13 protein-coding genes and 1 pseudogene are annotated in these 12,833 nt (G+C 69.5%); 6 read left to right on the forward strand and 8 right to left on the reverse strand.

The annotated features are described in order from the left end of the window. Window positions 1-159 precede the first annotated feature (159 nt). Window positions 160-1,362 carry an MFS transporter gene (locus tag OIE75_RS18430; RefSeq protein WP_329471506.1) on the reverse strand — a complete coding sequence of 401 codons (1,203 nt, stop codon included), beginning with the start codon at window positions 1,360-1,362 and terminating at the stop codon, window positions 160-162. 139 nt (window positions 1,363-1,501) lie between these two features. On the opposite strand from OIE75_RS18430, the gene OIE75_RS18435 reads away from it, so the two are divergent. Next, window positions 1,502-1,966: a MarR family winged helix-turn-helix transcriptional regulator gene (locus OIE75_RS18435; protein ID WP_307013705.1), complete on the forward strand. Its 465-nt coding sequence runs from the start codon at window positions 1,502-1,504 to the stop codon at window positions 1,964-1,966. A gap of 39 nt (window positions 1,967-2,005) precedes the next feature. Next, on the forward strand, window positions 2,006-2,458 hold the full coding sequence (locus OIE75_RS18440) for a GNAT family N-acetyltransferase (protein WP_307013706.1): 453 nt from the start codon (window positions 2,006-2,008) through the stop codon (window positions 2,456-2,458). Window positions 2,459-2,538: 80 nt separating this feature from the next. On the opposite strand, the gene OIE75_RS18445 is transcribed toward OIE75_RS18440, so the two are convergent. Both OIE75_RS18445 and OIE75_RS18450 read right to left on the reverse strand, forming a co-directional pair. After that, window positions 2,539-3,924: a serine hydrolase domain-containing protein gene (locus tag OIE75_RS18445; RefSeq protein WP_329471507.1), complete on the reverse strand. Its 1,386-nt coding sequence runs from the start codon at window positions 3,922-3,924 to the stop codon at window positions 2,539-2,541. A gap of 81 nt (window positions 3,925-4,005) precedes the next feature. After that, window positions 4,006-4,686, reverse strand: a complete 681-nt coding sequence (locus OIE75_RS18450; RefSeq protein WP_307013708.1) for a TetR/AcrR family transcriptional regulator — start codon at window positions 4,684-4,686, stop codon at window positions 4,006-4,008. A 75-nt stretch (window positions 4,687-4,761) separates the two neighbouring features. On the opposite strand from OIE75_RS18450, the pseudogene OIE75_RS18455 reads away from it, so the two are divergent. Continuing rightward, window positions 4,762-5,876 (forward strand): annotated as a pseudogene (locus tag OIE75_RS18455) (FAD-dependent oxidoreductase). 11 nt (window positions 5,877-5,887) lie between these two features. Here OIE75_RS18455 and dnaB read toward each other — a convergent pair. After that, window positions 5,888-7,366 (reverse strand): replicative DNA helicase, encoded by a 1,479-nt coding sequence (dnaB, locus tag OIE75_RS18460; RefSeq protein WP_307013710.1) that lies wholly within the window; start codon window positions 7,364-7,366, stop codon window positions 5,888-5,890. 460 nt (window positions 7,367-7,826) lie between these two features. Between dnaB and OIE75_RS18465 the strand changes: the two genes are divergently transcribed. Continuing rightward, a complete protein-coding gene (locus OIE75_RS18465) occupies window positions 7,827-9,164 on the forward strand; it encodes an MATE family efflux transporter (protein ID WP_329471508.1) in 1,338 nt (445 codons plus the stop codon). A gap of 92 nt (window positions 9,165-9,256) precedes the next feature. Here the strand turns inward: OIE75_RS18465 and rplI are convergent, their stop codons facing one another. The 4 genes from rplI to rpsF all read right to left on the reverse strand — a co-directional run bounded on the left by rplI (window position 9,257) and on the right by rpsF (window position 10,972). After that, window positions 9,257-9,703 (reverse strand): 50S ribosomal protein L9, encoded by a 447-nt coding sequence (gene rplI / locus OIE75_RS18470; protein WP_007388913.1) that lies wholly within the window; start codon window positions 9,701-9,703, stop codon window positions 9,257-9,259. Between the two features lie 18 nt (window positions 9,704-9,721). Beyond that, window positions 9,722-9,958 (reverse strand): 30S ribosomal protein S18, encoded by a 237-nt coding sequence (gene rpsR / locus OIE75_RS18475; protein WP_003949403.1) that lies wholly within the window; start codon window positions 9,956-9,958, stop codon window positions 9,722-9,724. 44 nt (window positions 9,959-10,002) lie between these two features. After that, window positions 10,003-10,602 (reverse strand): single-stranded DNA-binding protein, encoded by a 600-nt coding sequence (locus OIE75_RS18480; RefSeq protein ID WP_122616540.1) that lies wholly within the window; start codon window positions 10,600-10,602, stop codon window positions 10,003-10,005. A gap of 79 nt (window positions 10,603-10,681) precedes the next feature. Continuing rightward, a complete protein-coding gene (gene rpsF, locus OIE75_RS18485; protein ID WP_003975025.1) occupies window positions 10,682-10,972 on the reverse strand; it encodes a 30S ribosomal protein S6 in 291 nt (96 codons plus the stop codon). A gap of 278 nt (window positions 10,973-11,250) precedes the next feature. Between rpsF and OIE75_RS18490 the strand changes: the two genes are divergently transcribed. Both OIE75_RS18490 and femX read left to right on the forward strand, forming a co-directional pair. Continuing rightward, the gene (locus tag OIE75_RS18490) at window positions 11,251-11,556 is read left to right on the forward strand and encodes a hypothetical protein (protein ID WP_307013712.1); all 306 of its coding nucleotides are present in this window, start codon (window positions 11,251-11,253) and stop codon (window positions 11,554-11,556) included. Window positions 11,557-11,692: 136 nt separating this feature from the next. Next, window positions 11,693-12,814, forward strand: coding sequence for a peptidoglycan bridge formation glycyltransferase FemX (femX, locus tag OIE75_RS18495; RefSeq protein ID WP_064728796.1), 1,122 nt, complete (start codon window positions 11,693-11,695; stop codon window positions 12,812-12,814). Window positions 12,815-12,833: the final 19 nt, after the last annotated feature.

Genomic DNA, 12,833 nt, shown 5'->3' on the forward strand with positions numbered 1-12,833 from the left:
TCGTGGGTGGCGGGGCGGCGCGGTGCCGGTGCGGAAGAGCGCCGGTGGTGCGCTGCGGAGCGTGGTGCGCCTGGTGCGGTGCTTCGGTGAGCCGCCGGGGCGGAGTGGGCCGTGGGGTGCTGGGACGGCCCTGGCCTCGCACCCCACGGCCCGGGGCGGTCAGTGGTGGACGGCTGCGGTGCGCTGCTCAGCGGGCGTGGAGCCCGCGGCGGGCGTGCCCTCGCGCCGTTCGAGCGCGGCCGAGAGGACGGCGAGGAGCAGGGCGGCGGCGGCCAGCACGGCCCCGACCCAGTTCGGGGCGGTGTAGCCGAAGCCGGCGCCGATGACCACGCCCCCGAGCCAGGCGGAGAGCGCGTTGCCGAGGTTGAAGGCGCCGATGTTCACGGCCGAGGCCAGCGTCGGGGCGCCGTGCGCGTGGTCCAGGACGCGCTTCTGCAGCGGCGGCACGGTGGCGAAGCCCAGGGCGCCGATGAGGAAGACGGTCACGGCCGACGCGATCTTGTCGTGTGCGGTGAGGGTGAAGAGGGCCAGTACGACGGCCAGGGCGCCCAGGGAGACGTACAGCATCGGCATCAGGGCGCGGTCGGCGAACTTGCCGCCGACGATGTTGCCGCCGACCATGCCGAGGCCGAAGAGGACCAGCAGCCAGGTGACGGAGCCGTCCGCGAACCCCGCGACGTGGGTCATCATCGGGGCGATGTAGGTGATGGCCGCGAAGACGCCGCCGAAGCCGAGGACGGTCATGGCCATCGCCAGCAGGACCTGGATGTTCTTGAAGGCGGCCATTTCGTGCCGCAGCCGCACGCCCTCGGGCTTGGGCACGTCGGGGACCAGCTTGGCGACACCGGCCAGACCCACGACGCCGAGCGCGGCGACGACGGCGAAGGTGACGCGCCAGCCGGCGGACTGCCCGATGAGCGTGCCCAGCGGGACGCCGACGACATTGGCGACGGTCAGACCGGTGAACATCATCGCGATGGCACCGGCCTTCTTGTGCGGGGCGACCAGGTCGGCCGCGACGACCGAGCCGATGCCGAAGAAGGCGCCGTGGGCGAGGGACGCGACCACGCGGCCGATCAGCATGACGGAGAAGGCGGGGGCGAGGGCGGAGAGCAGGTTGCCCACGATGAACAGGCCCATCAGCAGCATCAGCATCCGCTTGCGCGGGACCTTGGTGCCGAGGACGGTCATCAGCGGGGCGCCGAACATCACGCCGAGCGCGTATCCGGTCACCAGGAAGCCGGCGGTGGGGATGGAGACCCCGTAGTCGCTCGCGACCTCGGGCAGCAAGCCCATGATCACGAATTCGGTGGTTCCGATACCGAAGGCCCCGATCGCGAGGGCCAGAAGCGCGAGAGGCATGGAGGGGTACCTTCCCAGACGATTGCAGGAGCGCTTTGCGTGCGTTCACAATAGTTGCGTACGCGGGCTATATGCAAACGGAGACTATTGCATACCTGGTCTACCCTGGGTCTCAGCCACTCCGGGACGGAGGAACCACATGACAGCGACGGACCCCGCACTCACCGCCCTTTCCCAGGGCTGGTGCGCACTCTCCCTGCTGCACGGGAGGATCGAGGCCCACATCGAGCGCGCACTGCAGTCCGGGCACGACCTGAGCGTGCGCGAGTACTCCCTGCTCGACGTGCTCAGCCGGCAGCACGACGGCGACGGAGGGCACCTGCAGATGAAGCAGGTCGCCGACGCCGTCGTACTCAGCCAGAGCGCGACGACCCGCCTGGTCACCCGGCTCGAGGACCGCGGGCTGCTCGAGCGCTACCTGTGCCCCACGGACCGTCGCGGCATCTACACCAACGTCACCGCGGCCGGCCTCAAGCTGCTGGACGAGGCCCGGCCCACCAACGACGCCGCGCTGCGCGAGGCCCTCGACGAGGCAGCCGCCAACCCCGACCTGGCCCCGCTGGTCCGGGCCGTGGAGACCCTCAAGGCACCGGTGCCCGCGTAGCCCGACTCGGAGCGTGGCCCACGGGCTTAGGGTGCGGTCATGGCAGATCTTGAAATACGCCGGACCACCGCAGCGGACATCCCGGCGGTCGTCGCGATGCTCGCCGACGACCCCTTGGGCGCCCAGCGTGAGTCACCGGACGACCTGGACCCGTATCTGGCCGCGCTCGAACGGCTCGACGCCGATCCGAACCAGCACGTGGTCGTCGCCGTCCGCGACAGCCGTGTCGTCGGCACCCTCCAGCTGACGGTCGTCCCCGGCCTGTCCCGGCGTGGCGCCACCCGGTCGATCATCGAGGGTGTACGCATCCATGCCGACGAGCGCGGCAGCGGCCTGGGCACACAGCTCATCGAGTGGGCGATCGACGAGTCCCGGCGGCAGGGATGCCAGCTGGTGCAGCTCACGTCCGACAGGACCCGCACCGACGCTCACCGCTTCTATGAGCGTCTGGGCTTCTCGTCCTCGCACACGGGGTTCAAGCTCCAGCTGTGAGCAAGCACTTCCACCGGGAGCGCTCAACGGCTGGGGGGCCTGTTTCACGTGAAACAGGCCCCCCAGCCGTTGGACAACGCCTAACCGATCCCTCGCCAGCCCTCCGGGTCCACCCCGCCCGGCACGGAGGAACCCGCGTCGTACGGCTGACGAGTGAAGACGAACGATCCCAGGTCCAGGTGGTCCACACTTCCGTCCGTACGCCGTACCGCCTGCAGCAGCTCCCCGGCGTAGTAGCCCTCCAGGCCCGTCCAGGTCCCGTCATCGTTGGCCCGGAAGCGCGACCGTCGGCCCTGACCCGACAGGGGCTCCAGCGACACTCCCCCGTCGGAGGTCAGCCGCAGGGCGAAGGCGTGCGTCCCCCAGTACCACTGACCGGCCAACTCCAGTACGGAGGCGTCCGCCTGCGGCAGCGGACGCCACGGTTCGGGGATCCGGGGTTCCGCCTCGGCGACGATACGCACGAGGTCGGCACCCACCCCGCCGAGCAGCGGTCCGGAGGTGCAGTTGGTCAGCACCACCGCGGCGACGTCGTCCTCCACGGCGATGGTGAGGTTGGCCAGGAAGCCCGGCAGGGAGCCGGAGTGCCCCACGAGCAGCCGCCCGTCCCGGTGCTGGATCTGCAGTCCCAGGCCGTACGCCGCACCGTCCGCGACGTCCGCGGCCTCTACCGCTGCGGCGGGGGCCCGCATCTCCCGGACGGTGTCCGCGCACAAGACCCGGTCGTCCCCCATGGTCAGAAAGACGGCGAACCGCGCCAGATCCCCGGTGGTGGACCAGAGTTGACCGGCGGGGGCCATCCTGCCGAGATCCTCGGCCGGCTCGGGCAGCATCACGTCGGCCCAGGGATGCACCGCCCAGCCACCCGCGTGCGGAGCGCTCGGGCGCGTGGCCGTGCGCTCCAGGCCCAGCGGTTCCAGCACCTCCCGCCGCAGCACGTCCTCCCACGAGGCACCGCGGAGCTCCTCGACCAGCGCACCGAGCAGGGTGTAGCCGGGGTTGGAGTAGTGATGCCGGCGGCCCACCGGGTGCAGCAGCGGCCGCTTGCCCAGCACGTCGGCGAGCTCGGGCCGCAGTGATCCCGGCGTGCGCTCCCACCACGGCGCGGGCGACTCGGCGGCCAGTCCGCCCGAATGGGCCAGCAGTTCGGCGATCGTGGCCTCGCCCGCCCCGGTACCCGGCAGATGCTTCTCCAGAGGGTCACCGAGGTCGAGCAGACCCTCGTCACGCAGCCGCAGGACGAGAACAGCCGTGAACGTCTTGGTGATCGAGCCGATGCGGTACTGCACGTTCTCGTCGGGGCCGTGCCCGTCGACCGAGGTCCGCGCACCGTGCCACACGGCCCGCCCGCCCCGGACGACCGCCGCCACGAGCGAGGGCGTGCGTCCCTCGGCCTGTGCCACGGCGATCCGGTGCAGCAACTGCCGACGGGTGGCAGGAAGCAGCTCATCCTGAGGTGTCGTCATGCCCCCAGTCCACCCTCCCGGGCGGTCCACGTCGAGCCGATTACGTCGCGGCCCGGGCCCGTGGCCTGCCCGGCGAGCGCGTCACCTCGAGATACGGGCTTCGATGCCGTCGAGCAGGAAGTCCAGGCCCATCCGGAAGGTCTCGTCGGCGTCCAGGTGGGCGGCATCGCGCACCACCGTGGCCAGCGCGGGGAATCGGCCCGTGGCAAAGGTCCGTTCCAGATAGGGTCCGAGCGAGGCCTGCCAACGCCGCTCGTCCATCCCGGTGGCTCGCTCCGCACGCCGGTCGGCGATCTCCCGGCGCACCGCTCCGATCACGTAGGCGTCGACCGCGGTGACCACCGGCATCACGGCGTCCGTGTCGACGCCGTCCAGCGCGGCCACCACGGCCTCGCCCCTGGCCAACGCGTGCGGCCCGAGCTGCGGCCGCCCACCGAGCAGGTCGGCGAGCCATTCGTGCTCGTGAGCCGCCCGCCGAGTCGTCTCGGCAAGGGACCGCAGCACCTCCCGCCAGCTGTCTCCGACCGGCCGGATCTCGGCGTAGACCGCGTCGACCATCAGGTCGAGCAACTCCTCCTTGCCGGCGATGTAGCCGTACAGCCGCATAGGCCCCACGCCGAGCGCGGTGGCGACCTTGCGCAGCGACACCGCCTCCAGGCCGTCCGCGTCGGCCAGCCGGATCGCCGCCCGCACGATCTTCTCCCGGTTCAGCGGGGCCGGCACGGGTCGTTCCGGCGGCTCCGGCCTCTCCCACACCAACATGCCGCTAACCGTACATCGCATGGGGCGATACAGTGTATCGATCAGTACGGTGTATCGGACAGGGGAGGGACAACCATGACACCCACCATCGCCATCGTCGGAGCCGGTCTCGGCGGCCTCGCGCTCGCCCGCGTGCTGCACGTGAACGGCATGGACGCGGTCGTCTACGAGCGTGAACCGTCACGCGTGGCGCGCGGTCAGGGCGGCATGCTGGACATCCACTCCGGCCAGCGGGCGCTGCGCGAGGCCGGTCTGATCGACCAGTTCCACGCCATCGCCCGGGGTGAAGGCCAGGACATGCGCCTTCTGGAGCCGGACGGCACCCTGCTCCTCCAGGAGGACACACCCGACGACGCCCCACTCGACCGGCCCGAGGTGGACCGCGCCGCTCTGCGCGACCTGCTGCTGGACTCGCTCCCCGAAGGCACGGTGCGCTGGGGGCACGCGTTCAGGACCGCCGATCACGGCCTGCTGCACTTCGCCGACGGCGGCAGTGCACCGTACGACCTGCTGGTCGGCGCGGACGGCGCGCAGTCCCGGGTCCGCTCGCTGCTCACCGACGCCCGTCCGTCGCACATCGGCCAGAACATCGTCGAGGTCGGCATCCCCGACATCGACCGCACGCATCCCGGCCTCGCGGCGATGGTCGGGCGCGGCAACTACTGGGTGCTCGGCGACGGTCTGTCCCTGGCGGCGCAGCGCAACGGCGACGGCCGTGTCCGTATCGGCCTCAGCTTCTACAACACCGGCGAGGACTGGTTCGCCACCAGCGGGATCCCGTTCGACGACCCGCCCGCCGCCCGGGCCCGGCTGATCGAACTGCTCCCCGGCTGGGACGCGCGGTTCACCGCGCTGATCGCGGCCTGCGACGACACGGTCGTGCCACGGCCGATCACCACGCTCCCGGTCGGCCTGACCTGGCCGTCGAGGCGGACATCACGCTGCTCGGCGACGCCGCACACCTGATGCCGCCGGTGGGAGAGGGCGCCAACATGGCGCTGCTCGACGGCGCCCTGCTCGGCCTCGCGCTGGCCGCGCGCCCGGACGATGTAGGCGCCGCCGTCAGCCCGTACGAACACGAGATGTTCGAACGCACCGGCGCCGCCGCCCGGATGTCCGCCGGCATCCACGAACTGCTGACCTCGCCGGACGCCGCCCAGAAGATGCTCGCGTTCTTCCAGCCGGGCTGACGGACCCGCGCTCAGGTCTGCGCCATGTCCACGAACCGCGAGTAGTGGCCCTGGAAGGCGACCGTGATCGTCGCCGTCGGGCCGTTACGGTGCTTGGCCACGATCAGGTCGGCCTCGCCCGCACGCGGGGACTCCTTCTCGTAGGCGTCCTCGCGGTGCAGCAGGATGACCATGTCGGCGTCCTGCTCGATCGAACCGGACTCACGCAGGTCGGAGACCATCGGCTTCTTGTCGGTGCGCTGCTCGGGACCACGGTTCAGCTGGGAGAGCGCGATGACCGGGACCTCCAGCTCCTTGGCCAGGAGCTTGAGGTTGCGGGACATGTCCGAGACCTCCTGCTGACGGCTCTCGGCGCGCTTGGAGCCGCCGGACTGCATCAGCTGGAGATAGTCGATGACCACGAGCCTGATGTCGTTGCGCTGCTTGAGACGGCGGCACTTGGCTCGGATCTCCATCATCGACAGGTTCGGGGAGTCGTCGATGTAGAGCGGGGCCGCCGAGACGTCCGGCATCCGGCGGGCCAGGCGGGTCCAGTCGTCGTCCGTCATCGTGCCGGACCGCATGTGGTGCAGCGCCACGCGGGCCTCGGCGGACAGCAGACGCATCGCGATCTCGTTGCGCCCCATTTCGAGCGAGAAGATGACGCTCGGGAGATTGTTCTTGATCGACGCCGCGCGGGCGAAGTCCAGCGCGAGCGTCGACTTGCCCATGGCGGGGCGGGCGGCGATGACGATCATCTGACCGGGGTGCAGGCCGTTGGTCAGCGAGTCGAAGTCCGTGAAGCCCGTGGGCACACCGGTCATCTCGCCGCTGCGCGAACCGATCGCCTCGATCTCGTCGAGCGCGCCCTCCATGATGTCGCCGAGCGGCAGGTAGTCCTCGCTGGTGCGCTGCTCGGTGACGGCGTAGATCTCGGCCTGGGCGCGGTTGACGATCTCGTCGACGTCGTCGTCGGCCGCGTACCCCATCTGCGTGATCCGGGTGCCGGCCTCCACCAGGCGGCGCAGGACGGCCCGCTCGTGCACGATCTCCGCGTAGTAGGCGGCGTTCGCGGCCGTCGGCACGGTCTGGACGAGGGTGTGCAGATACGAGGCGCCGCCGACCTTGTTGATCTCACCGCGTTTGGTGAGTTCGGCCGCGATCGTGATGGGGTCGGCCGGCTCGCCCTTGGCGTAGACGTCGAGGATGGCCTGGTAGACCGTCTCGTGGGCGGGCTTGTAGAAGTCGTGGCCCTTGAGGATCTCGACGACGTCGGCGATGGCGTCCTTGGAGAGGAGCATGCCGCCGAGGACGGACTGTTCGGCGTCCAGGTCCTGCGGGGGGACTCGCTCGAACGACGGTCCGCCGCCGTCCCACGAGCCGTTGTCCGCGCCACGCTCGTGCTGCTCGTCGCGGCCCCGGCCCCCGTCACCGCGCCGACGGGAAGCAGGCAGACGATCACTGGGACCGCTGTCGGCCCACGGGTCGTCCAAGGGCTCGGAAATGCTCACCGAGCCACCTCCTCCCGTCCGCCGAGCGGACCTCGCCGTGCCCCTCATTTCTACGGCACGGCACTGACAAATAAAGACGCCCAACTCCGGTTCTGGCGCGTCGGTTTTGTGATGGTTCACAGGGCGACGGACGGAGCGGGCGCCGGACCACCGTAGGCCGGTCGGCACCGTCAGCCAATCTGGTTATCCACAGGCCATGTGGACGACGGGCCAGATGCTGTGGAGAACTCCGCCAAACCTGTGCACGACCCGGTGGACAGCCCTGTGAACAAGCCTGCACCCCGATCGCAGAAGCCGCCCTGACCTGCCATTTCACCGTCCACGGCCTGTGCAGAAGAAAAACTTGCCCGGTCAGCTCAAGATCACTTCGAACGGTGCCCAGAAGTACACGGGGTGAGACGATGCGTAAGGGTCTCAAAAGCGTTGCATCTCTTACCTGTGGACGATTAGATTGGTGCTCATGACACAGGCCCCCGCGCGTCCCCGAACCGTCCGGCGCCGGCACGACCGAGAGATCGTCGCGCTGGCCGTCCCGGCCTTCGGCGCGCTCGTCGCCGAGCCCCTTTTCGTGATGGCCGACAGTGCGATCGTCGGCCATCTCGGCACCGCGCAACTCGCCGGACTCGGGATCGCCTCGGCCTTGCTCACCACGGCCGTGAGTGTGTTCGTCTTCCTCGCCTACGCCACCACGGCGGGCGTGTCCCGACGCGTGGGCGCGGGCGACCTCCAAGCCGCGATCCGCCAGGGCATGGACGGCATCTGGCTGGCGGTGCTGCTCGGAGCCGCCGTCATCGCCGTCGTACTGCCCACGGCCCCGTCGCTCGTGGGACTCTTCGGCGCCTCCGACACGGCGGCCCCGTACGCCATCACCTATCTGCGCATCTCCTCACTCGGCATTCCCGCCATGCTCGTCGTGCTCGCCGCGACCGGTGTCCTGCGCGGACTCCAGAACACCCGGACCCCGCTCTACGTGGCCGTCGGCGGCTTCGTCGCCAACGCCGTCCTCAACGTCCTGCTCGTCTACGGCGCCGGCCTCGGCATCGCGGGCTCCGCCTGGGGCACCGTCATCGCTCAGTACGGCATGGCCGCGGTGTACCTGTGGGTCGTGGTGCGCGGGGCGCGACGCCACGGAGCGTCCCTGCGTCCGGACGCCGCCGGCATCCGGGCATCCGCTCAGGCAGGGATGCCTCTGCTCGTGCGCACGCTCTCGCTGCGAGCGATTCTCATGATCGCGACGGCCGTGGCGGCCCGCCTCGGCGACGCCGACATCGCGGCCCACCAGATCATCCTGTCCCTGTGGAGCCTGATGGCCTTCGCGCTCGATGCCATCGCCATCGCCGGGCAAGCCATCATCGGACGCTACCTGGGCGCCGGGGACGCCCAGGGTGCCCGCGAAGCCTGCCGCAGGATGGTGGAGTGGGGCGTCGCGGTCGGCGTCGTACTCGGACTGCTCGTGGTTCTCTCCCGCCCAGCGTTTCTGCCCTTGTTCACCGGTGACTCCGCGGTCAAGGACGCCGCACTGCCGGCTCTGGTGATCGTGGCCGTCGCGCAGCCGATCTGCGGAGTGGTCTACGTCCTGGACGGTGTCCTGATGGGTGCGGGTGACGGCCCGTACCTGGCCTGGGCGATGCTGTTGACCCTGGCGGTCTTCACTCCCACGGCCCTCCTCGTACCCGCCGTCGGCGGAGGACTCACCGTGCTGTGGGCGGCCATGACGCTGATGATGGCGATGCGTCTGGTGACGCTGTGGCTGCGCACCAGGTCGGGCCGCTGGATCGTCACGGGCGCGACGCGGTGACCGTTTCACGTGAAACACAATGAAGAGGGGGCCGTATCTCCTGGTCGGGAGATACGGCCCCCTCTCACATCGCTTCAGCGAGAGCAGAGCGCTCAGGCAGCGACGACCTCGACGCTGACCTTGGCGTCAACCTCGGGGTGCAGACGCACGGACGTCTCGTGAGCGCCCAGGGTCTTGATCGGCGAGCCCAGCTCGATACGGCGCTTGTCGACCTCGGGGCCACCGGCAGCCTTGATCGCCGAGGCGACGTCGGCCGGGGTAACGGAACCGAAGAGACGACCGGCGTCGCCGGAGCGGACGGCCAGACGGACCTTCACACCCTCGAGCTGGGCCTTCACCTGGTTGGCCTGCTCGATGGTCTGGATCTCGTGGATCTTGCGAGCGCGACGAATCTGCTCGACGTCCTTCTCGCCACCCTTGGTCCAGCGGATCGCGAACTTCCGCGGGATCAGGTAGTTGCGAGCGTAACCGTCCTTGACGTCGACGACGTCGCCCGCGGCACCGAGGCCGGAGACCTCGTGGGTGAGGATGATCTTCATTGTTCGGTCACCCTTCCCTTATCGCGCGGTGGAGGTGTAGGGCAGCAGCGCCATCTCACGGCTGTTCTTCACGGCCGTGGCGACGTCACGCTGGTGCTGGGTGCAGTTGCCGGTCACGCGGCGGGCACGGATCTTGCCGCGGTCGGAAATGAACTTCCGCAGCATGTTCGTGTCCTTGTAGTCCACGTACGTGACCTTGTCCTTGCAGAACGCGCAGACCTTCTTCTTCGGCTTGCGCACAGGCGGCTTAGCCATGATGTTTCTCCTGTGTGATCAAGAAGTGTGGGGTGGAGCCCGCCCTAGAAGGGGGGCTCGTCCGAGTAGCCGCCACCGCCGCCGGAGCCGCTGGAGCCACCGCCCCAGCCTCCGCCCTGACCGCCGCCGCCCTGCTGGCCACCGGCGGGAGCGCCGGTCGCCCAGGGGTCGTCGGCCGGAGCGCCGCCGCCCTGCTGGCCGCCACCGGGGCCGCCGCCCCAGCCGCCGCCACCCTGGCCGCCACCGCCGCCGTAACCGCCCTGGCCACCGCGGCCCTGGCCCGAGGTCTTGGTGACCTTGGCCGTGGCACTGCGCAGGCTGGCACCGACCTCGTCGACGTCCAGTTCGTAGACCGTGCGCTTGACGCCCTCGCGGTCCTCGTAGGACCGCTGCTTCAGCCGGCCCTGCACGATGACGCGCATGCCTCGCTGGAGCGACTCGGCGACGTTCTCCGCCGCCTGACGCCAGACCGAGCAGGTGAGGAAGAGGCTCTCGCCGTCCTTCCACTCGTTGGTCTGGCGGTCGAAGGTGCGGGGGGTCGACGCGACACGGAACTTCGCGACGGCCGCACCGGACGGGGTGAAGCGCAGCTCGGGGTCGTCGACAAGATTGCCGACGACCGTGATGACGGTCTCGCCTGCCATGGGGGTACCTCTCGGCGGGTTTGCTGCTCTGGCTGCTTGGTTGCTGCTACTCGGATCCCGGGATCAGCTGAGCGGAAGCTCAGTGCATCTCGGGACGGAGGACCTTGGTCCGGAGGACCGACTCGTTCAGGTTCATCTGGCGGTCGAGCTCCTTGACGACCGCAGGCTCGGCCTGCAGGTCGATGACCGAGTAGATGCCCTCGGGCTTCTTCTTGATCTCGTACGAGAGACGACGACGGCCCCAGGTGTCGACCTTCTCGACCTTTCCGCCGCCGTCACGGACGACAGAGAGGAAGTTCTCGATCAGCGGGGAGACAGAACGCTCCTCGAGATCGGGGTCGAGGATGACCATCACCTCGTAGTGACGCATGTGGAACCCACCTCCTTTGGACTCAGCGGCCACGGTCGTTCCGTGGCAGGAGGGTTGCGATGCGTTGGCACCGGTATCAACGAGTAAACCAGGACCCACTGACAATCGGACCTCCTCCAGGGAGGCGGCCCGGCCGTGGGAGGCAGCAGACACCAGTGCAGAAGGTACAGAGTACCCGGCCGCGCGCTTGCGGTTGAAATCCGGCCCGGAGGGGACACAATCGATACCCAGCGGATGTGATAGGGCGACGACACACTGCCTTCGGCAGGAGGTTCCCCATGGCACAGATCATGCGACCGGCGAGGCCCCGGACCGGCCTGCTGGCCACCGACGGCAAACCGCATCCCCTCCAGCACGCTCTGCTGGCCGCGACCCTGGCGCTCGCGGTGCTCGCCCTCGCCACGGCGAGCTTCCGGGGACTGCACGTCCTGACGTCCTGGGCGGGGCTGCTCGGCGTCCTGACCGGCGGCTACGGCCAGTACGTCTCCGAGACGACGCGGGAGCGCTTCGGTCTGGTGCTGGGTCTCGGAGCTTCCGCCGCCGGACTGTTCTTCGGCATCTACCACGGCGGACTCATCGGCTGAGCCGTTCGCCGCCCGACCGCCGGACCACGCCTTCCAGCCGTGGGCCGGACGGGGCGCTCACAGGGCGCAGTAGGCTTCGCGCGAGAGCCGGAGCCCCTGTACCCATGGGGACACACCAGCCCGAGGAGCGCCCCGAATGAGCCTGACCCTGAGGACCATCAGCCGCGAGCAGCATCTGGCCTACATCCAGAGCCTGCCGGCGGCCAGTCACATGCAGGTCCCCGCATGGGCAGACGTCAAGGCCGAGTGGCGCTCGGAGAACCTCGGCTGGTTCGACGACCGGACGGGTGAGCTGGTCGGCGCGGGTCTGGTGCTGTACCGGCAGCTGCCCAAGATCAAGCGGTACCTCGCCTACCTCCCCGAGGGCCCGGTCATCAACTGGTTCGCGCCGAACCTCCAGGAGTGGATGGAGCCGATGCTGGCGCACCTCAAGCAGCAGGGCGCCTTCTCGGTGAAGATGGGCCCGCCGGTGATCATCCGGCGCTGGGACGCCACGTCCATCAAGAAGGGCATCCAGGACCCCGACGTCAAGCGCCTGCGGGACATAGAGGCCGACCACATCGAGCCGCGCGCCTTCGAGGTGGCCGACAAGCTGCGCCGCATGGGCTGGCAGCAGGGCGAGGACGGCGGCGCCGGCTTCGGCGACGTGCAGCCCCGCTACGTCTTCCAGGTGCCGCTGGCCAACCGGTCCCTGGAAGAGGTCCACAAGAACTTCAACCAGCTCTGGCGCCGCAACATCAAGAAGGCCGAGAAGGCCGGCGTCGAGGTCGTCCAGGGCGGCTACCACGACCTGGAGGAGTGGCAGCGCCTGTACGAGATCACGGCCGTGCGCGACCACTTCCGGCCGCGTCCGCTGTCGTACTTCCAGCGCATGTGGGCGGCCCTCAACAACGAGGACCCCAACCGCATGCGGCTGTACTTCGCCCGGCACAACGGGGTGAACCTGTCGGCGGCGACGATGCTGGTGGTCGGCGGGCACGTCTGGTACTCCTACGGCGCCTCCGACAACATCGGCCGCGAGGTCCGGCCGTCGAACGCCATGCAGTGGGCGATGCTCCGCGACGCCTACGCCCTCGGTGCGACCGTCTACGACCTGCGCGGCATCTCCGACTCCCTGGACGAGAGCGACCACCTCTTCGGTCTGATCCAGTTCAAGGTGGGTACGGGCGGTCAGGCGGCCGAGTACCTCGGCGAGTGGGACTTCCCGCTGAACAAGCTGCTCCACAAGGCGCTCGACATCTACATGTCGCGCCGCTGACCCGCACCCACCCTTCATC

It is taken from the genome of Streptomyces sp. NBC_01723 (genome assembly GCF_036246005.1).
Lineage (GTDB): Bacteria > Actinomycetota > Actinomycetes > Streptomycetales > Streptomycetaceae > Streptomyces.

Excerpts from the sequence above, each read along its gene's own strand:
- OIE75_RS18430 (WP_329471506.1), bottom strand. The coding sequence starts at position 1,362 with ATGCCTCTCGCGCTTCTGGCCCTCGCGATCGGGGCCTTCGGTATCGGA.
- OIE75_RS18435 (WP_307013705.1), top strand. The coding sequence starts at position 1,502 with ATGACAGCGACGGACCCCGCACTCACCGCCCTTTCCCAGGGCTGGTGC.
- OIE75_RS18440 (WP_307013706.1), top strand. The coding sequence starts at position 2,006 with ATGGCAGATCTTGAAATACGCCGGACCACCGCAGCGGACATCCCGGCG.
- OIE75_RS18445 (WP_329471507.1), bottom strand. The coding sequence starts at position 3,924 with ATGACGACACCTCAGGATGAGCTGCTTCCTGCCACCCGTCGGCAGTTG.
- OIE75_RS18450 (WP_307013708.1), bottom strand. The coding sequence starts at position 4,686 with ATGTTGGTGTGGGAGAGGCCGGAGCCGCCGGAACGACCCGTGCCGGCC.
- OIE75_RS18465 (WP_329471508.1), top strand. The coding sequence starts at position 7,827 with ATGACACAGGCCCCCGCGCGTCCCCGAACCGTCCGGCGCCGGCACGAC.
- rplI (WP_007388913.1), bottom strand. The coding sequence starts at position 9,703 with ATGAAGATCATCCTCACCCACGAGGTCTCCGGCCTCGGTGCCGCGGGC.
- rpsR (WP_003949403.1), bottom strand. The coding sequence starts at position 9,958 with ATGGCTAAGCCGCCTGTGCGCAAGCCGAAGAAGAAGGTCTGCGCGTTC.
- OIE75_RS18480 (WP_122616540.1), bottom strand. The coding sequence starts at position 10,602 with ATGGCAGGCGAGACCGTCATCACGGTCGTCGGCAATCTTGTCGACGAC.
- rpsF (WP_003975025.1), bottom strand. The coding sequence starts at position 10,972 with ATGCGTCACTACGAGGTGATGGTCATCCTCGACCCCGATCTCGAGGAG.
- OIE75_RS18490 (WP_307013712.1), top strand. The coding sequence starts at position 11,251 with ATGGCACAGATCATGCGACCGGCGAGGCCCCGGACCGGCCTGCTGGCC.
- femX (WP_064728796.1), top strand. The coding sequence starts at position 11,693 with ATGAGCCTGACCCTGAGGACCATCAGCCGCGAGCAGCATCTGGCCTAC.